The organism is Stenotrophomonas forensis (genome assembly GCF_028752115.1).
Lineage (GTDB): Bacteria > Pseudomonadota > Gammaproteobacteria > Xanthomonadales > Xanthomonadaceae > Stenotrophomonas > Stenotrophomonas forensis.
In genome coordinates this window covers 4,460,859-4,477,873 of record NZ_CP082270.1, presented here as the reverse complement: position 1 = coordinate 4,477,873, position 17,015 = coordinate 4,460,859, and the positions used below count along the sequence as shown (strand labels likewise).

Sequence of the window (17,015 nt, the reverse complement as noted above, 5' to 3'; positions counted from 1 at the left end):
TGGTGGTGATGGACGTCGTACCGACGCGTGTCCATCCGACCGGCGCTGCCGCAAGCACATTCACATGACAGGCCGATGACCCGATAGTGCATGCACGAACCTGACTGAAATGTTTGTTGAAATGACGCGCGCGCAATCACGCCCGGAAGGTAAAACGAGCGTGAAAGGCTTCGTTGGATTGCATTAAAAACCGCATGAATACGGCGGTTTCAGTGGATGCGCTAACGGTGGCCGCGTTCCTCGCGTGCCCGCGCGCGACGATCGAACAGCAGTGCGCTGGTCACGATGCCCAGTCCGAGCACCACGCCGATCAACAGCAGGATCAGCGCGATGAGCGGGTAGCCGAACAGGTGCCAGCCGGTGTCGATCTTCATCATCATCGCGGCGGCCATGATCAGCGCCGCGCTGATGATGCCGGCCGCCACGCGGTTGGCGATCTTCTGCAGGTTCTCCATCAACCGTGATTCTTCCAGCCCGGTCACCTTCATCTGCAGGCGGTTCTCGGCAAGCAGCGCCATGATGTCCGACAGCTTGCGCGGCCCATCGCGCAGCAGCTGCTGCAGCTCCATTGCTTCGCTGGCGATGTTGGCGGCCGACAGCGATTTCTTCAGGCGCGCGCGCATGACGTGCTGCAGCTGGCGCTCGACGATGCGGCGGGTTTCCAGCTCGGGTGCCAGCAGCCGGCACACGGTTTCCAGGTTGAGCAGCGCCTTGCCCAGCAGGCTCAGCTCCGGCGGCGTGCGCAGGCCGCAGGCGGTGGCGATGCGCACCATGTCCAGCACCACGCGGCCCTCGGAGAAGCTGCCGCTGGCGGCGTAGCGCGCAATCAACTGGCCGGTCTCGCGCAGGTAGCGCTCCTCGTCGAACGCCTCCAGCCGGGTGCTGATGCTGATCAGGTCGTCGGCCACTTCTTCGCCGCGGCCATCCACGGCGGCGAACAGGATCTTCAGCAGCCGCTCGCGCAGGCGCGGCGGCATGTGCGCGACCATGCCCAGGTCGAAGATCGCCAGCCGCCCGTCGGGCATCACCCGCAGGTTGCCCGGGTGCGGATCGGCATGGATCTCGCCGTGCACGAAGATCTGGTCCAGGTAGCCACGGATCAGCGCCGCGGCCAGCGGGTCCATCGATTGCTCGGTGCGGCGCACATCGGGAATCGCGTCCACGCGCACGCCGGTAGCCAGTTCCATGGTCAGCACGCGCTGGCTGCTGTAATCCCACAGCGGCTGCGGAATCCACAGCCGGCGGAACGGCTTCAGGTGCCGGCCGAAGCGCGCCAGGTTCTCGGCCTCGGCGTGGTAGTCCAACTCCTGCATCAGGGTCTTGGCGAACTCGTTGAGCCAGTCGCGCAGGCGCACGCGGCGGCCCACCTGGGTCAGGTGGTCGGCGGCCAGCGCGAAGCTGCGCAGCGCCTCCAGGTCCGAACGCAGCTGCGCGGCCACCTCGGGCTTCTGTACCTTCACCGCCACCTGCCGGCCATCGTGCAGCACCGCGCGGTGCACCTGCGCGATCGACGCGCAGCCCAGCGGCTCGGGATCGAACGAAGCGAACAGCTTGTTCACCGGCGCACCCAGTTCCTGCTCGACGATGGCATGGATGCGCTCGACCGGGATCTCGGCCACCTTTTCCTGCATGCGCTCCAGCGCGGTGACGAATTCCACAGGCACCATGTCCGGGCGGGTGGACAGCATCTGGCCCAGTTTGACGAAGGTCGGCCCCAGGGCTTCCAGGTCGCTGACGAACTGTTCCGGGTTGCCGTCGGCGGGGACGTCGGCCTGGTGGCTGGCGGCGTCCAGGTTCATGCCCGAGAACACCCCCGAATGGCGGTAGCGCATCAGCAGGCGCAGGATCTGGCTGCGCCGGTTCATGCCCTTGACCAGCGGGGGATTGCCATTGGCGGTGGGCGGATTGCTCAAGCGACACTCCCATGCGACAAAGTTGGTAGTGCCGGCCGCTGGCCGGCAATGTCCGGATTCCGCAGTGTCGCCGGGGGGCGGTAGGCACGCGGTGAATCCGACCGCTTCCGCAGCGGCCCCGGTATCGGTCAGAATCCGTTCATTCCCTCACTTGGATGCCCCATGGCCGGTGCCAGCCTGTTCGCCCTGCTCGACGATATCGCCTCCCTGCTTGACGATGTCTCGGTGCTGACCAAGGTCGCGGCGAAGAAAACCGCCGGCGTACTGGGCGACGACCTGGCGCTGAACGCGCAGCAGGTGACCGGGGTCAACGCCAACCGCGAGCTGCCGGTGGTGTGGGCGGTGGCCAAGGGCTCGCTGGTCAACAAGGTGATCCTGGTACCGGCTGCGCTGGCGATCAGTGCACTGGAGGCGTGGCTGCACAGCCGTGGCTGGAATGTGCCGTTGATCGTGCCGTTGATGATGATCGGTGGCGCCTTCCTGTGCTTTGAAGGCGTGGAGAAACTGGCACACCGCTTCCTGCACTCATCCGATGACGACGCCGAGCGCCAGGCCGAGCGGCGCAAGGCGCTGGCCGACGCACAGGTGGACATGGTGGCGTGGGAGAAGGACAAGGTGAAGGGCGCGATCCGCACCGACTTCATCCTCTCGGCCGAGATCATCGTGTTGACCCTGGGCGTGGTGGCCACCGCGACCTTCACCAACCAGCTGCTGACGCTGGCGGTGGTCGCACTGGCAATGACGATATTCGTCTACGGACTGGTGGCGGGCATCGTCAAGCTCGATGACGTGGGCCTGTACCTGTCGCGCAAGGGCGGCGCAATTGCGGCGTTCGGTCGCGGCCTGGTCGCCTCTGCACCGTGGCTGATGAAGTTCCTGTCGGTGGCCGGCACCATCGCCATGTTCCTGGTCGGCGGCGGCATCCTGGTGCACAACGTGCCGGCACTGCATCACGCGGTGCAGGCACTTGGCGGCGAGGGCCAGTGGGGCTGGTTGATCAGTGCGGTCGGCAACATGGTGGTCGGCATCATCGCCGGTGCCATCGTGCTGGCTGCGGTGAGCGGCTTCCAGAAGCTGCGCGGGAAATAAGCGGCGACGGATTCCCCGGTAGGGGCCGACCTTGGTCGGTGCTTTGTTTCCCGCACGTGCCAACCAAGGTTGGCACCTACCGAAGCGGTTCACGGGCGCCGGGCGCTATCCCGCCTGCACCCGGTTCTTGCCCTGTCGCTTGGCCGCGTACAGGGCATCATCGGCGCGCCGCAGCAGCGCCTCGGCGTCGTCGCCGGGCTGCCATTGGGCCAACCCCGCACTGAAATGCACCGGCACACGCTTCTCCTGCACGGTCAGCACACGGTGCGCCAGCGAACGTTGCAGCCGCTGTACCGTGGCCATGCTGTCAGCGCCCTGGGTTTCGGGCAGCACCAGCACGAACTCGTCTCCGCCCAGCCGCGCGATGCCATCGGTGGCGCGCAGCAGCAGCTTGCATACGGACACCAGGTGCTGCAGCAGCGCATCGCCACCGGCATGGCCGTGCGCGTCGTTGGTCTGGTGGAAGTCGTCCAGATCGATCATCGCCACACCCAGCGGCGAGTTGTTGCGCGCGGCACGCGCCAGCTCGCGTTGCAGCAGCTCTTCCAGCCCACGGCGGTTCAGTGCCTGGGTCAGTGGGTCGATGCGGGCCAGATCGCCGGCCGCGCGCAGTTCCTGCTCCAGCTGGGCGATGCGTTGCTCGGCAAGCTCCACTTCCTGACGCGCATTGGCCAGATGGTCGCGCGCCTGTGCCGCTTGCTGCTGCACCTTGCCGGTGTCGCGCATCACGTCCTGCAGCAGCTGGTTGAGGTCGGCGATGCTGCGCGCTTCGCGCAGCTGCAACGCGTAGCTGCCGATGCGATCGTGGTACTCGCCGGTGCTGGCGGCCATGCCATCCATGCGCTCGATGAACTCGCCCATCAGCCCGCGCATCGCTGCCTTTGAATCATCGATGCCCTGGCGCAGCAGGCCCTGCTTGTAGATCACTTCGCGCAGCTCGGCGCGGGTGCGCTCCACCGCTTCGGCTTCCAGCGGCCCGTCCAGCAGCTGGCGCACCGCAGCGATCTGGCCCTGCAGCCAGCTGCGGTCGTCCAGCAGTTCGCTCACGTTCTCCAGCAGCAGCGCGAACAGCTCCAGCAACAGCGCCTGCTGCTCCTGCCAGCTCTCCGCGCGCACGCCGACCTGGTGGCCGAGTTCGCGCACGCCTTGTTCGATCGGTTCCAGGGCCGTGCCGGGCTGCCACTGCCGCAGGCGCGTGGCCAGCGCCTGCGCCTGCTCGCGCAGGTCCGGGTCATGCTGCAGCAGCGCGACCACTGCGCCGCCCAGCAGCAGCCGCAGCTGCTCGGACAAGCGCAGGCTTTCGGGTTGCCCGTCCGGTGAATGCTGCTCGATGGTGCGGATGTACTTGTCGATCAACTGCCGCATCGCACGCCCGTAGCGCGGCCAATCAGCACTGGCCTGCGCCGATTGCAGGCGGTCGCCCATGTCGCCCAGCTCGCCGGGCAGGGTGGCCATGCCGTTGGCGAACGCGGCCAGCAGCGGTTCCGGCGCATCGGCGCCGGCAAACAGCTGCTGCAGGGCCACGCCGCCGCCGCCCTGCAGCACCACGCGGTCGCCCAGCCCGTCATCCACCACCGCGCGCACGCGTGCCGGCGGCCCAAGGGCAGTACCGGGGGCGGGGCGGTGGTCGGGCTGGTCCGTCATGGAGCAAATCCTGGGGCTGGCAGGGACTGGTTCCAGCATATCGGCGCGGCCGCCGACGGCTTGAACGGCTAGGATGGGCGACAGGATGCCGCAGTGGAGGTAGTGATGCGCGTGATGCTGCTGGGGGCAACCGGCCTGGTCGGTGGGCTGGCCCTGCCGATGCTGCTGGACGACCCGCGCTGCCGTGCCGTGGTGGCCCCGACCCGGCGGGCGCTGACCCTGGCCCACCCGAAGCTGTACGCCCCGGTGCTGGAGTTCGACGCCCTGCCGGAGGCGCCCGACTGGGCGCAGGTGGATGCGGTGATCTGCGCGCTGGGCAGCACGATGGCCCAGGCGGGGAGCCGTGAGGCCTTCCATCGCATCGACCATGACTACCCGCTGGCGTTTGCGCAGCTGGCCCGCGGCCAGGGCGCGCGTGCTTTCGTACTGAATTCGGCAGCGGGGGCCAATGCAGGCTCCGCGATTTTCTACAACCGGGTGAAGGGTGAGCTGGAGCGCGACCTGCGCGCGCTCGAGTTTGCGTCGCTCACCCTGGTGCGGCCCGGCCTGATTGGCGGGCAGCGGCAGCAGGTGCGCCGTGGGGAACACTTCGCCCTGCGGGTGCTGGGCGTGTTGGGGCCGGTGTTGCCGCGGGCGTGGCGGATCAATCCGGCCGAACGGATTGCCAGGGCGCTGGTGGATGCCGCGCTGGCGCCGCCGCCGGGCGAGCACGTGGTGGCATCCAGCGCACTGGTCGGCTGATGTCGCGTGCGCTGCGCCTGACCCAGCTGCTGCAGCTGCTGCGCCGCCATCGGCGGCCGGTGGCCGGGCAGACGTTGGCCGACGCGCTGGGCATCAGCCTGCGCACGCTGTACCGCGATATCGAGACCCTGCGCGAGCAGGGTGCCGACCTGCGCGGGGAAGCCGGCATCGGCTACCAGCTGGTGCCGAGTGACACCCTGCCGCCAATGACCCTGCCACCGGCCGAGGTCGACGCGCTGGTGTTGGGCTTGCGCTGGGTTGCGGCGCGCACCGAGCCTGCGCTGGCCGAAGCCGCACGCGATGCCCTGGCGCGTATCGCGCATGTGTTGCCTGCAGCGCGGCGCGAGGCATTGCGTGACAGTGGCCTGCGCGTTGGCCCTTCGCGAACGACGGCCAAGGTGCCCGCCGCGCGGCTGCAGGCCGTGCGCGAGGCGGTCAGTGCGCAGCAGCGCCTCAGGTTTGGTTATGAGGATGCGCACGGCCAGCGCAGCGAACGCATCGTCTGGCCGTTCGCACTGGCTTACTTCGATGAAGTGCCGATGCTGGCGGCCTGGTGCGAGAGCCGCGAAGACTTCCGCCATTTCCGCCTGGACCGCATCCGCCAGGTGCGCGCGCTGGAGGACCGCTACCCCGTGCCGCACGCGACCCTGCTGCGGCGCTGGCAGAAGGCGCAGGGCATCGCACCGGACTGGCTGGACCGCTCGTAGCGTCGAGCTTGCTCGACTGCTTCTGTGCTTCGCTTCCTGCTTCGGGGGGAGGGCGGCCTTCGCTCTTCGCTCTTGGTAGAGGTCGAGCTTGCTCGACCGCCCTTGATCTTCGCGAACAGCCGTCGAGCAAGCTCGACATCTACCAGAGCAACGGCAACAGCAGTCTTTCGCGCTTCGTTTCCTGCTCTCTGGGGGGAGGGCGGCCTTCGCTCTTTGCTCCCGGTAGAGGTCGAGCTTGCTCGACCGCCTTTGATCTTCGCGAACGGCCGTCGAGCAAGCTCGACGCTACTGACAGAATCTGTCAGCAGGCCGGTACCACCATGAACGCTCCCAACAACGGAGGTTACCCATGTTCACGCCCAGCACCCTGCTGCAGTACGTGCGCGACGTCGCCACCAGCGCAACTTTCTACAGCGGCATTCTCGGCAAACCACCGGTCGAACAGTCGCCCGGCTTCGCCCTGTTCCTGCTCGGCGATGGCGCCGCACTCGGCCTGTGGCAGCGCGATGACGTGCAGCCCCCCGTGTCTGCACAGGCCGGTGCCGCCGAACTGGCGATGGTGGTGGCCAACCCGGAGACCGTGCAGCAGATGCACGATGCGTGGCGCGCGCTCGGCGTGCAGATCCTGCAGGCGCCGGTGACACTGGAATTCGGCCACACCTTCGTCGGCGCCGATCCTGATGGCCACCGCCTGCGTGTCTACAGCCGCGCCGAGGGCATGGTCGCGCGCGATTGATCGCCCGCATTGTGTAGATCCACGCCATGCGTGGATACGGGCACAAAAAAACGCCGGGCAGTGCCCGGCGTTTTTCCAGATCGTGTGCCAACCAAGGTTGGCACGCACCGGTCAGGTGGCCGATCAGCTGGCCAGCGCCAGGTCGTCCATCATCGCGCGCAGGAAGCGGGCCGCTTCACCACCGGTGGCCGCGCGGTGGTCGAAGGTGACCGACAGCGGGATCACCTTGTGCGCTTCCACGCCGCCCATCACCGGAGTCATCTGGTGGCGGGCACGGCCGGCACCGACGATGGCCACGCACGGCGGCACCACGACCGGGGTCGCGTAGCGGCCGGCGAACATGCCGAAGTTGGACAGCGAGATGGTGTAGCCGCTCAGTTCCGAGGCGGCGATCGAACGCGATTCCACCTGCTCGCGCAGGCGGTTGACGCCTTCGCGGATGCCACGTGCATCGAGCATGTCGGCATTGCGCAGCGCCGGCACGAACAGGCCGTCGTCGGTGTCCACGGCAATGCCGATGTCCACCTGCGCGTGCAGGGTGCGGGTCAGCGCTTCACCGTCGAACCAGGCGTTCATCGCCGGCACCTTCTGCGCGGCCACCACGATCGAGCGCACCAGGCGCGCGGTGACGTCGTTGCCCGGCAGCCAGGCGTGGATGTCCGCGTCGTCGTTCAGCGTGGTCGGCACGACCTTGCTGTGCGCATCGGCCATCACGCGGGCCATGTTGCGGCGCACGCCCTTCAGCGGTTCCGGCTGGCCCTTGGCCACCACGCCCGGCGGCTGGGTGCGCATCGGCTTGCCGGCGGCAGACAGCGGGGTGCGCGCTTCGCTCTGCACCGGGGCCGACACCTGCGCCGGGGCCGGCGCGGCATAGGCAGCCGCGGCAACCGGTGCCGGCGCGGCGCCGAGCTTGGCGCTGCCATCTGCGGCGGCCTGCTTGACGTCGGCCATGGTCACTGCGCCATCGGCGCCGGTGGCACGCACGCGGGACAGATCCACGCCCAGCTTGCGCGCGGTGGCACGCACGGCCGGAACGGCCTTGACGCCACCGACGGCCAGCGCCTGCTCGGCGTGCACGGCGTTGGAGCTCTGCATCGCACCGACCACGGTACCGGCGTCATCACGCTCGGCGGCGGCGGGCTTGGCGGTTTCGGTGGCCACCGGTGCGGCAGCGGCCGGCAGCGGCGGTGGGGTCGGTGCGGCAGCCGGTGCGGCATGGCCATGGCTGTGGCCGGTGTCCTGGCCATCGGCACGCTGCGGCAGGTTCGGGTCCAGCTCGAAGCTGGCCAGCACCGAACCGGTCGGGATGATGTCGCCGGCGGCGCCGGACAGCTTCAGCACCTTGCCGGAGAACGGCGAGGGCACTTCGACGACGGCCTTGGCGGTCTCCATCGAGACCAGCGGCTCGTCCAGCTTGATCACATCGCCTTCCTTGACGAACCACTCGACGATGGTCGCGTCCGGCAGGCCTTCGCCCAGGTCGGGCAGGTTGAAGTTCTTGGTCTGGCTCATGTGCAGTTCTCTTCCAGCAGTTCCAGTTCGCGGGCCGGCAGCCAGCCCGTCGCGCCATTGGCGCGCTCGGACCACCACCACCCACCGTGTTCGTGATGAAGCTTCACCATCTCGCCGCTTTCCACATCCAGCTCGCGGGCGTCGTAGTCGCACAGCGCTTCGGCGCGACCCTCGTCCAGCAGCTGCAGCCACGCGACGGGCGCCCATCCAGCGCGCCCATCGTTGGTGCGTACCCAGGCAAACGCCGGCCATTCCTCGTCACGAACACCTACTTCGACGATCTGGCCGGTGTGGAACCGGAGCGGGTTGGGATACTGGCTGCGGTAAGCCCCCAGAAGGCGGGCCCGCATGTCAGCCGGCCGCCACCGCGCGCTTGGCCGCAGCCACGATCCGCTCAACGCTCGGCAGGTACTTCATTTCCAGGCGGAACAGCGGAATGTGGGTGTCGTAGCCAGTGACGCGCTCGACCGGAGCCAGCAGGTCGTAGATCGATTCCTCGGCCAGGCGCGCGGCGATCTCGGCGCCGAAGCCTGCGGTCTTCGGGGCCTCCTGCACGATCACGCAGCGGCCGGTCTTGGCCACCGACTCGGCAATGGTGGCGAAGTCCAGCGGACGCAGCGTGGCCACGTCGATCACTTCGGCGCTGATGCCTTCGCCGGCCAGCTTGTCGGCCGCTTCCAGCGCTTCCTTCACCTGCGCGCCCCAGGTCACCAGGGTCACGTCGGTGCCGTCGCGCAGCACGAAGCAGACATCCAGCGGCAAGGCTTCGCCGTCGTTGACGACCACTTCCTTGTACTGGCGGTAGATGCGCTTGGGTTCCATGTAGATCACCGGATCCGGTTCGCGGATCGCGGCCAGCAGCAGGCCGTAGGCGCGCTGCGGGCTGGACGGCAGCACCACGCGCAGGCCCGGCACGTTGGTGAAGATCGCCTCGTTGGCTTCGCTGTGGTGTTCCGGCGCACGGATGCCGCCGCCCCACGGCACGCGCAGCACCATCGGGCAGTGCAGGCGGCCACGGGTGCGGTAACGCAGTCGCGCGGCGTGGCAGACGATATGGTCGACCATCGGGTACATGAAACCGTCGAACTGGGCCTCGGCCACCGGCTTCATGCCCTGTGCGGCCAGGCCGATGGTCAGGCCGGCGATGGTGGTTTCATCCAGCGGGGTGTCGAGGATGCGCTCGGAGCCGAAGCGCTGCTGCAGGCCGGCGGTGGCGCGGAACACGCCGCCGTTGACGCCCACGTCCTCGCCCAGCACCAGCACCGACGGGTCGTGCTCAAGCTCCCAGGCCAGTGCCTGGGTGATGGCTTCGATCAGGGTGATGGGGGTGGTGGTCATGCTCTGTTCTCCGCGCGCGACGGCGGCGCTGTCGGCGGCGTTGGTGTGCGCGCCGGGCGCGCCGTTCTTGATCTCATCCATGGCGCTGCTCCAGGGCGATCGCCTGGGCACGCTGGGCCAGCAGGTCCTGCGGCGGATCGGCGTAGAGGAAATCGAACATCGCCTCGACCGGCTGCACCGGCGTATTGAGGTACAGGTTCACTTCCTCGTCCACGCGCGTGCCGCACTCGGCGACCCAAGCGGCTTCTTCTTCCTCGCTCCAGACGCCGGCGTTGATCAGGTACTTGCGCAGGCGCAGCATCGGCTCGCGCTGCCAGGCATCCTTCACCTCGGCATCGTCGCGGTAGCGGCGCGCGTCATCGGCGGTGGTGTGGTCGGACAGGCGATAGGTCATCAGTTCCAGCACGGTGCCACCGTCGCCGGCCAGCGCACGTTCGCGCGCCTGCTCCATGGCCGCCAGCACTGCAATCAAGTCGTTGCCGTCCACCTGCAGGCAATGCAGGCCGCCGGCCAGGCCCTTCTGCGCCAGCGTCTCGGCACCGGTCTGGGCCGAACGCGGAACCGAGATGGCCCAGCCGTTGTTGACGATGCACAGGATCAGCGGCAGCTTGTAGGCGCCGGCCGAATTCAGTGCCGCGTAGAAGTCGGTCTTGGAGCTGCCGCCGTCGCCGCACACGGCCACCGCGATCTGCGGTTCCTTGTTGAGCTTGAACTTCAGCGCGGCACCCGCAGCGTGCAGGCACTGGGTGGAGATCGGCACGCAGAACGGGAAGTCCTTGGCCGCGTTGCCGCCGTAGTCGTTGCCGCGCTCGTCGCCGCCCCAGTACATCAGCACGTCGTGCGGACGCACGCCACGCATGAACATCGCGCCATACTCGCGGTACGAAGGCGCGAACACGTCGTCCTTCTGCATCGCGGCACCGATGCCCACGTGCGCGGCTTCATGGCCCAGGCAGGCGGCGTAGGTGCCGAGCTTGCCGGTGCGCTGCAGCGCGATGGATTTGCTGTCGAACGTACGTACGAACAGCATCTGCTTGAACAGCGGTACCAGGACCTTGGGGTCGCGCAGCGACGCGGGCAGGTCATCGCGGACGAGCTTGCCGTCCGCGTCCAGGTACTGCAGGTATTCGATCTTGAATTCAGCGGCAACCGTCATTGCGTACTGCACCTTCGACAGAGAAGTTACAAATGATATGAATCGCCATGTTAAGGAACGCGTACGGAATAGCCTTCCTGCGCCGCAACACGGCGATGCCCTGTTTTACCCCTGCCGGCGGGTGGGGGGCCAATAACAACAACGTATTCAGTCGTTGCTGCAAAGCATCAGAATACGCCTCTGGCTGACTGGCTGCGCAACGGCGTGATCGGTTCCACGCGCAGCCCCGGCATCGGCCGATGCTCCACGGCCAACCGCACGGCCCGGTATGGACCCGGCGGCTGCCAGCGCGGCGGCAACGCGCTACCCTTGCCGCCCCCGATCTGGTCCCGCCCATGTCCGTCGACAACAACCAACGCGATCTCGAAGCCGGCATCCACACCGATCTGCAGGGGCGCCTGACCTATGGCGGCTACCTGCGGCTGGACCAGCTGCTCAGCGCGCAGCAGCCGCTGTCCAGCCCGCCGCACCACGACGAGATGCTCTTCATCATCCAGCACCAGACCTCGGAGCTGTGGCTGAAGCTGCTCGGCCACGAGCTGCGCGCGGCGATCGGCTTCCTGCAGCGCGATGAAGTCTGGCAGTGCCGCAAGGTGCTGGCGCGCAGCAAGCAGGTGCTGCGCCAGCTTACCGAGCAGTGGTCGGTGCTGGAAACGCTGACCCCGTCCGAGTACATGGGTTTCCGCGATGTGCTGGGCCCGTCCTCGGGCTTCCAGTCGCTGCAGTATCGCTACATCGAGTTCCTGCTGGGCAACAAGAACGCGCAGATGCTGCAGGTGTTCGAGCACGACCCGGCCGGGCAGGCGCAGCTGCGCACCGTGCTGGAGGCGCCGAGCCTGTACGAGGAATTCCTGAAGTACCTGGCCCGCTTCGGGCACGCCGTGCCGGCGGTGTACGAAACCCACGACTGGACCCAGCCGCACGTGGCCGACGACGCACTGCAGCCGGTGTTCGAGCGCATCTACCAGGACACCGACCGCTACTGGCGCGAGTACTCGCTGTGCGAGGACCTGGTGGACCTGGAGACTGCCTTCCAGCTGTGGCGATTCCGTCACATGCGCACCGTGATGCGGGTGATCGGCTTCAAGCGCGGCACCGGCGGCTCGTCCGGGGTCGGCTTCCTGGCCAAGGCGCTGGAGCTGACCTTCTTCCCCGAGTTGTTCCAGGTACGCACCAGCCTGCAGGCGGCGCCCCCGGCCGCATTGGGCTGATCCCCATTCAGCTTGAATCCCGGCCGGCGGCTGGATCGTTTCAGATGCAAGTTCAGCGAGCAGGCGGTGACCTGCCTCAAACGGCGTGTATTTGACGTGAACGCCAGAAGTCGGTGATCCTCGCGCGTTGCTCCACTGCACATCGGACGTGCTCGTCATCCACCGAACCAGGAAACCCGCATGAGCGTAAACGCCACTGCGAACACCCCAGAGCCGGCCCTGCCGGACTTCAAGACCACGCTGGGCCATCCGCGCCCGCTGTGGATGCTGTTCATGACCGAGTTCTGGGAACGCTTTGCGTTCTACGGCATCCGCTGGGCCTTGGTGCTGTACATCGTCTCCCAGTTCTACAACGGCAACGCTGCCGGTGAAGGCGACGCCAGCCGCATCTACGGTGCCTACCTGGCCCTGGTGTACGCCGCGGCGATCTTCGGTGGCTACGTGGCCGACCGGGTACTGGGCTACCAGCGCTCGATCCTGACCGGCGCGATCATCATGGCCGCCGGCCTGTTCATGATCTCGCTGCCGCAGGAGCACATCTTCAAGCTCGGCCTGGCCACCATCATCGTTGGCAACGGCCTGTTCAAGCCGAACATCTCGACCATGGTCGGCAAGCTGTATGGCCTGAAGGACGAGCGTCGCGATTCGGGCTTCACCATCTTCTACATGGGTATCAACATCGGCGCGATGATCGCCCCGGTGCTGACCGAGTACCTGGCCCGCAAGGTCTTCGGTACCTCGGAAATGCCGTCGTACAAGGTCGTGTTCATCGCCTCGGGCGTGGGTATGCTGATCTCGCTGGTGTGGTTCTACATCGGCCGCGCCGGCCTGAAGGGCATCGGTGCACCGCCGGCCGGCGCTGAAGGTTTCGGCCGCATCATCATGGTGCTGGTCGGTGCCGTGGTCGCGATCCCGGTGGCCTACTTCCTGCTGGCCACCGGCGCCACCGCGCTGGCCTGGATCCTGGGCGCGATGTTCACCGCGCTGGCCGTGCTGCTGCTGGTTGAGGGCATCCGCGAGGGCAAGGTGCAGCGCGACCGCGTGATCGCCATGCTGATCATCTTCGCCTTCAACGTGATGTTCTGGATGTTCTTCGAACAGGCCGGCAGCTCGTTCACCTTCCTGGCCGAGAACATCGTCAACCGCCAGATGGGTGACTGGACCTTCCCGACGGCCTGGTTCCAGTCGGTCAACTCGGTGGCCATCATCACCCTGGCGCCGATCATCGCCTGGATCTGGGTGGCCCTGGGTCGCGCCAATCCGTCGATTCCGCGCAAGTTCGGCCTCGGCCTGCTGTTCAATGGCGCCGCCTTCGCCCTGCTGATGTATGCGCTGTCGCAGATGGTCGTGGACGGCAAGATCCCGTTCTGGACCCTGTTCATGGTCTACGTCATCCAGTCCGTGGGTGAGCTGTGCCTGTCGCCGATCGGCCTGTCGATGGTGACCAAGCTGGCTCCGGTGCGCCTGGTCGGCTTCGGCATGGGTGGCTGGTTCCTGTCCACCGGCATCGGCAACAACCTGTCGGGCATCTTCGCTGGTGTGGTCAGTGGTGAAGGCGGCATGACGGTCGAGTCGGCCCTGAAGGGGTATACCTTCGGGTTCTGGGCCCTGATCGGCTCCGGCGTGGTGCTGTTCCTGATCGCCCCGCTGATCAACAAGCTGATGCACGGCGTCAAGTGATGAAGAGAGGGTAGCTGGCATGCGTATGAAGCTCGGTGGTGCAGTGGTGGTGGTCTGTGCGGCGCTGATCGGCGCCTGTTCCCAACCGCAACCGCCTGCCGCCGCCGAGCCGACGCAGCCGCTGGACACCCGGCCCACCGAGCCACCGGTCGCTGACCCCAGCGAACCGGTGGCTTCGGGCAACACCCCGGTGGCGGCGGACATCGCCGCCATCGCCGGGCTCGGCGCGCAGTTCGACCCGGCCCGCGACCCTGCCGACGATCTGGCCACCGCCAAGGTGGAAGCCCAGCGCGGCAAGAAGCGCATCCTGCTCGAGGTCGGCAACGCGGCCTGCGATCGCTGCCAGGCGCTGGACGAGCTGGTGGAAGGCAACGGCGACCTGCGCCGCTTCCGCGACGCCCACTTCGTGTGGGTGAAGGTCAATGCCAGCGACGAACAGCCCAACACCGCCTTCCTCGCCCAGTTCCCGGAAATGGAGCGCGACTACCCGCACCTGCTGGTGCTGGACGCCGACGGCAGCCTGCTGGTGTCGCAGGCCACCGGCGAGCTGCGCCGGGGCGAAGCGTTCCAGCCTGTGCGTGTGAGCGCCTTCCTTAAACAATGGGCGCCTGACAAACCGGAATGAGGTCGTGCCGGCCGTCGGCCGGCATGCCCGGTGGATACCGACCGTTGGCCGTGGTGCCCGGTGGGTGCCGACCGTTGGTCGGCACTGATCCTGGCTCGCATCCACGCCCCGCGCCGATCTACTGCGCGCGCCGTCACACTCTCCGAATTGGCGTCTCAACTTCACCGCACGGACGCCGTTACCGGCAAGGACTTCAGTCGACGCGCCGTCGACGCAACCTACCGGAACGCCCCATGCACAGCGACCACGCCGAACGATTGCCCGAAGCTGCCAGCGACCTGGCCGACGCTGGGGCAGGCGACGGCGTGACCCTGCCGCCGCAGGAAGCGCTGCTGGATGACGCGGGCACCGGCCAGGACACCGTCGAACTGGCCCCCCCGCGCCACCGCCTGCCGCAGATCGCGCTGCCCGACAACGTGGTGCTGAAGGGTGCGGTGCAGAAGCTGGTCGAGCAGAAATCGCGGCTCGACGCGCTGGCCGCGGAGGGCCAGCTGGCCGGGTTGCTGCCGCCGGAATGGCAGGGACACGGCGTGCGCGCGATCGAGCTGTCCACCTTCATCCAGGGCGTGCTGCCGTTCCTGCAGCCGGGCGAGCGGGGCGAAACCGCGCCAGCGCGGCTGCCGGTGCGCCACGTGCTCGGCGATGACAGCCGCTGGGGGCTGGACGATGTGTCCGAACCGAAGTCACTGGCCTGGTACCTGGCCAGTGACGAGCGCGCCACCGCCGGCAGCAAGGACGTGGCCGAGGCCTACCTGGTGGGGGCGCTGGGCCTGGCGTGGATGCAGGAAGGGCGCAGCCGCCCGGGTTTCCTGCGTGCGATGGGCCAGGACAGCCTGGCGGCACGGGTGACCATGCTGGGCTACCCGCCGGCCAACGAGCTGGCGCTGTACAGCGTCACTGCGCACGGCCAGCCGCAGATCTGGTGCGTGCATGGCCGCCGCCGCATGCGCCCGCTGGTGGCACCGTGGCTGAGCGTACCGCTGCTGACCGCCTACGGCGTGCCGGCGCCGGTGGCGTGGCCGACCAGCTTCCCGCCGGTGGAGGCGGTTGCCGAAGTGCTGGCCACCGCCCGGCTCGGCCGCGCGCTGCCCGAAGTGGACCTGGGCAAGGTGGTGGCGAAGATCGCCGAAGACGCCGCATCCGAAGCCTGGCAGCCGGTCAGCCTGCTGCAGCTCAACACCTGGTCGCCGCGCTGGCACTTCTTCCTGGGTACCTTCGTCGGCTTGCCGTCACTGCTGCTGGTGGCCGCGGCGCTGGCACTGCCGGGGGCGGTAGAAGCGGCCACCGTCGCCGCCTCGCTCGGCTTCGCCGGCGGCGCCATCGCGGCGTTGGCAGTGCCGTGGATACACGCGCGGCGCAAGCACCTGAGCTGAGGCATGCGTCTACCGGGGGCTTGGGGGCGCGGTCTGAAGCTGTTGCCGGGCCCGCTCCATGGCGGTCTGCAATCTTTGCTTGAGGACCTCACGAGAGGGCAGAGTGGTCAGGTATTCCGCAACATGGATGCCCGAGCGGTCCAGCTCCAGCAATTCGATCTGGCCGGCTTTCTTCCCTGTGCAGAGGATGATGCCCAACGGCTCCTGCTCGCCGTCCTCACGTTCGTAGCGGTCCAGCCATCGAAGATAGAGTTCCATCTGCCCCTTGTAGGCGGGCTTGAACTCGCCGATCTTCAGTTCGATGGCGATCAGCCTGCGTAGGCGCCGGTTGTAGAACAGAAGGTCCAGGTGGAAGTCATCGCCGTCGATCTGGATGCGTTTCTGGCGGGCGACGAAACTGAAGCCCGTGCCAAGTTCGAGCAGGAAACCCTGCATCTCGCGAAGGATCGCGCTTTCAAGGTCCTGCTCGTCCCAGCTGTCCTTCAGACCAAGAAAATCTAGTACGTAGGGATCACGCAGTACCAGCCCCGGAGACAGCGGCTGGTTGCTGCGCAGTGCCGCCAACTCATCGGCGATGGTCTGCTCGGGTTGGCTGGATAGCGCTGTGCGCTCATACAGCATCGAATCGATGCGCTGGCGCAACGTGCGTACACTCCAGCCCTCGGTGGCGGCCATCTGCGCATAGAAGTCGCGCTTGAGAGGATCCGCCAGTGGGATCAGCGCGATGAAGTGCGTCCAGCTCAATTGTCGTATCAGCGATACGACAATCTGCTCGTCTGCAAATGCGGTTGAGAACTGCACCATCCTGCGCAGGCTCTTCTCACCGAAGGATGTGCCGAATTCGGCAGACAGCGCCTTGGCGATCCGGATGAAGGCAAGCTCTCCGTAGCGCGCCCGCTGCCCAGCCATCTGGTCCACATGGATGCGACGCCCGATTCGCCAATACAGCAGGGTCAGTCCGGCGTTGATGGACCTGTGCATCCTACTGCGTGCCTCGCAGATCAGGTCTCTGAGATCGGCCAGCAATTCCTGGCCATGCGGCAGCGTTGAACACGTGTCATCCATGAGGGAGTCCGTGCGATGTGGATCCGTGGCCGGGCTGATACCCGTTGAACGCTTACCGTCAGGCCGCACACACGGATAGTCCAATAGGAGAACTCACTGGACCAGCCCGTTTCGATACACCAGCCTCGCGGAAACGGGCCGTATCGGGCCAATGCGGAAATGCTGGCGGGCGAGGGCGACACTTCAGGACGGGATCTGCGGGAAGTGAATGCGTTCGACGGCCTC

At 67.3% G+C, this 17,015-nt stretch carries 14 protein-coding genes and 1 pseudogene; 8 read left to right on the top strand and 7 right to left on the bottom strand.

The genetic code is table 11. From position 1 onward, the window contains the following. Positions 1-221 precede the first annotated feature (221 nt). Positions 222-1,868: pseudogene (locus tag K5L94_RS20515) on the bottom strand (ABC1 kinase family protein); the annotation flags it as partial. A 207-nt stretch (positions 1,869-2,075) separates the two neighbouring features. Here K5L94_RS20515 and K5L94_RS20510 point away from each other — a divergent pair. Next, positions 2,076-3,002: a DUF808 domain-containing protein gene (locus tag K5L94_RS20510; RefSeq protein WP_053451018.1), complete on the top strand. Its 927-nt coding sequence runs from the start codon at positions 2,076-2,078 to the stop codon at positions 3,000-3,002. 105 nt (positions 3,003-3,107) lie between these two features. On the opposite strand, the gene K5L94_RS20505 is transcribed toward K5L94_RS20510, so the two are convergent. Then, positions 3,108-4,646 carry a GGDEF domain-containing protein gene (locus K5L94_RS20505; RefSeq protein WP_274511263.1) on the bottom strand — a complete coding sequence of 513 codons (1,539 nt, stop codon included), beginning with the start codon at positions 4,644-4,646 and terminating at the stop codon, positions 3,108-3,110. A gap of 105 nt (positions 4,647-4,751) precedes the next feature. Here K5L94_RS20505 and K5L94_RS20500 point away from each other — a divergent pair, with 105 nt between their 5' ends. From K5L94_RS20500 to K5L94_RS20490, 3 genes are all read left to right on the top strand, one after another. Continuing rightward, on the top strand, positions 4,752-5,387 hold the full coding sequence (locus tag K5L94_RS20500; RefSeq protein WP_274511262.1) for a Rossmann-fold NAD(P)-binding domain-containing protein: 636 nt from the start codon (positions 4,752-4,754) through the stop codon (positions 5,385-5,387). Next, the gene (locus K5L94_RS20495) at positions 5,387-6,094 is read left to right on the top strand and encodes a helix-turn-helix transcriptional regulator (protein WP_274511261.1); all 708 of its coding nucleotides are present in this window, start codon (positions 5,387-5,389) and stop codon (positions 6,092-6,094) included. The genes K5L94_RS20500 and K5L94_RS20495 overlap by 1 nt, the downstream gene beginning before the upstream one ends. Before the next feature lie 349 nt (positions 6,095-6,443). Further along, positions 6,444-6,830: a VOC family protein gene (locus K5L94_RS20490; protein ID WP_053451014.1), complete on the top strand. Its 387-nt coding sequence runs from the start codon at positions 6,444-6,446 to the stop codon at positions 6,828-6,830. A 123-nt stretch (positions 6,831-6,953) separates the two neighbouring features. Here K5L94_RS20490 and K5L94_RS20485 read toward each other — a convergent pair whose 3' ends face one another. Genes K5L94_RS20485 through pdhA form a run of 4 tightly spaced genes read right to left on the bottom strand, consistent with a single transcriptional unit; the run spans position 6,954 to position 10,836 of the window. Beyond that, positions 6,954-8,342 carry a dihydrolipoamide acetyltransferase family protein gene (locus tag K5L94_RS20485; RefSeq protein ID WP_274511260.1) on the bottom strand — a complete coding sequence of 463 codons (1,389 nt, stop codon included), beginning with the start codon at positions 8,340-8,342 and terminating at the stop codon, positions 6,954-6,956. Next, on the bottom strand, positions 8,339-8,692 hold the full coding sequence (locus tag K5L94_RS20480; RefSeq protein WP_053451012.1) for an SH3 domain-containing protein: 354 nt from the start codon (positions 8,690-8,692) through the stop codon (positions 8,339-8,341). Before K5L94_RS20480 ends, K5L94_RS20485 begins: the two co-directional genes overlap by 4 nt. Position 8,693: 1 nt before the next feature. Continuing rightward, positions 8,694-9,761, bottom strand: coding sequence for an alpha-ketoacid dehydrogenase subunit beta (locus K5L94_RS20475; protein WP_006474353.1), 1,068 nt, complete (start codon positions 9,759-9,761; stop codon positions 8,694-8,696). Further along, positions 9,754-10,836, bottom strand: a complete 1,083-nt coding sequence (pdhA, locus tag K5L94_RS20470) for a pyruvate dehydrogenase (acetyl-transferring) E1 component subunit alpha (protein WP_180878892.1) — start codon at positions 10,834-10,836, stop codon at positions 9,754-9,756. The genes K5L94_RS20475 and pdhA overlap by 8 nt, the downstream gene beginning before the upstream one ends. 335 nt (positions 10,837-11,171) lie before the next feature. Here pdhA and K5L94_RS20465 point away from each other — a divergent pair, with 335 nt between their 5' ends. The 4 genes from K5L94_RS20465 to K5L94_RS20450 all read left to right on the top strand — a co-directional run bounded on the left by K5L94_RS20465 (position 11,172) and on the right by K5L94_RS20450 (position 15,725). After that, positions 11,172-12,047 carry a tryptophan 2,3-dioxygenase gene (locus tag K5L94_RS20465; RefSeq protein ID WP_008265566.1) on the top strand — a complete coding sequence of 292 codons (876 nt, stop codon included), beginning with the start codon at positions 11,172-11,174 and terminating at the stop codon, positions 12,045-12,047. 180 nt (positions 12,048-12,227) lie between these two features. Continuing rightward, positions 12,228-13,727, top strand: a complete 1,500-nt coding sequence (locus tag K5L94_RS20460; protein WP_164241295.1) for a peptide MFS transporter — start codon at positions 12,228-12,230, stop codon at positions 13,725-13,727. 19 nt (positions 13,728-13,746) lie between these two features. Next, entirely contained in the window at positions 13,747-14,352 is a 606-nt protein-coding gene (locus K5L94_RS20455; protein WP_164087724.1) for a thioredoxin family protein, read from the top strand. 233 nt (positions 14,353-14,585) lie between these two features. Further along, positions 14,586-15,725, top strand: a complete 1,140-nt coding sequence (locus K5L94_RS20450; protein ID WP_274511259.1) for a hypothetical protein — start codon at positions 14,586-14,588, stop codon at positions 15,723-15,725. A 9-nt stretch (positions 15,726-15,734) separates the two neighbouring features. On the opposite strand, the gene K5L94_RS20445 is transcribed toward K5L94_RS20450, so the two are convergent. Beyond that, positions 15,735-16,790, bottom strand: coding sequence for a PDDEXK nuclease domain-containing protein (locus K5L94_RS20445; protein ID WP_274511258.1), 1,056 nt, complete (start codon positions 16,788-16,790; stop codon positions 15,735-15,737). Positions 16,791-17,015: the final 225 nt, after the last annotated feature.

What these genes read in the sequence shown, in the direction of transcription:
- K5L94_RS20510 (WP_053451018.1), top strand. Translation starts at nt 2,076, where the DNA reads ATGGCCGGTGCCAGCCTGTTCGCCCTGCTCGACGATATCGCCTCCCTG.
- K5L94_RS20505 (WP_274511263.1), bottom strand. Translation starts at nt 4,646, where the DNA reads ATGACGGACCAGCCCGACCACCGCCCCGCCCCCGGTACTGCCCTTGGG.
- K5L94_RS20500 (WP_274511262.1), top strand. Translation starts at nt 4,752, where the DNA reads ATGCGCGTGATGCTGCTGGGGGCAACCGGCCTGGTCGGTGGGCTGGCC.
- K5L94_RS20495 (WP_274511261.1), top strand. Translation starts at nt 5,387, where the DNA reads ATGTCGCGTGCGCTGCGCCTGACCCAGCTGCTGCAGCTGCTGCGCCGC.
- K5L94_RS20490 (WP_053451014.1), top strand. Translation starts at nt 6,444, where the DNA reads ATGTTCACGCCCAGCACCCTGCTGCAGTACGTGCGCGACGTCGCCACC.
- K5L94_RS20485 (WP_274511260.1), bottom strand. Translation starts at nt 8,342, where the DNA reads ATGAGCCAGACCAAGAACTTCAACCTGCCCGACCTGGGCGAAGGCCTG.
- K5L94_RS20480 (WP_053451012.1), bottom strand. Translation starts at nt 8,692, where the DNA reads ATGCGGGCCCGCCTTCTGGGGGCTTACCGCAGCCAGTATCCCAACCCG.
- K5L94_RS20475 (WP_006474353.1), bottom strand. Translation starts at nt 9,761, where the DNA reads ATGGATGAGATCAAGAACGGCGCGCCCGGCGCGCACACCAACGCCGCC.
- pdhA (WP_180878892.1), bottom strand. Translation starts at nt 10,836, where the DNA reads ATGACGGTTGCCGCTGAATTCAAGATCGAATACCTGCAGTACCTGGAC.
- K5L94_RS20465 (WP_008265566.1), top strand. Translation starts at nt 11,172, where the DNA reads ATGTCCGTCGACAACAACCAACGCGATCTCGAAGCCGGCATCCACACC.
- K5L94_RS20460 (WP_164241295.1), top strand. Translation starts at nt 12,228, where the DNA reads ATGAGCGTAAACGCCACTGCGAACACCCCAGAGCCGGCCCTGCCGGAC.
- K5L94_RS20455 (WP_164087724.1), top strand. Translation starts at nt 13,747, where the DNA reads ATGCGTATGAAGCTCGGTGGTGCAGTGGTGGTGGTCTGTGCGGCGCTG.
- K5L94_RS20450 (WP_274511259.1), top strand. Translation starts at nt 14,586, where the DNA reads ATGCACAGCGACCACGCCGAACGATTGCCCGAAGCTGCCAGCGACCTG.
- K5L94_RS20445 (WP_274511258.1), bottom strand. Translation starts at nt 16,790, where the DNA reads ATGGATGACACGTGTTCAACGCTGCCGCATGGCCAGGAATTGCTGGCC.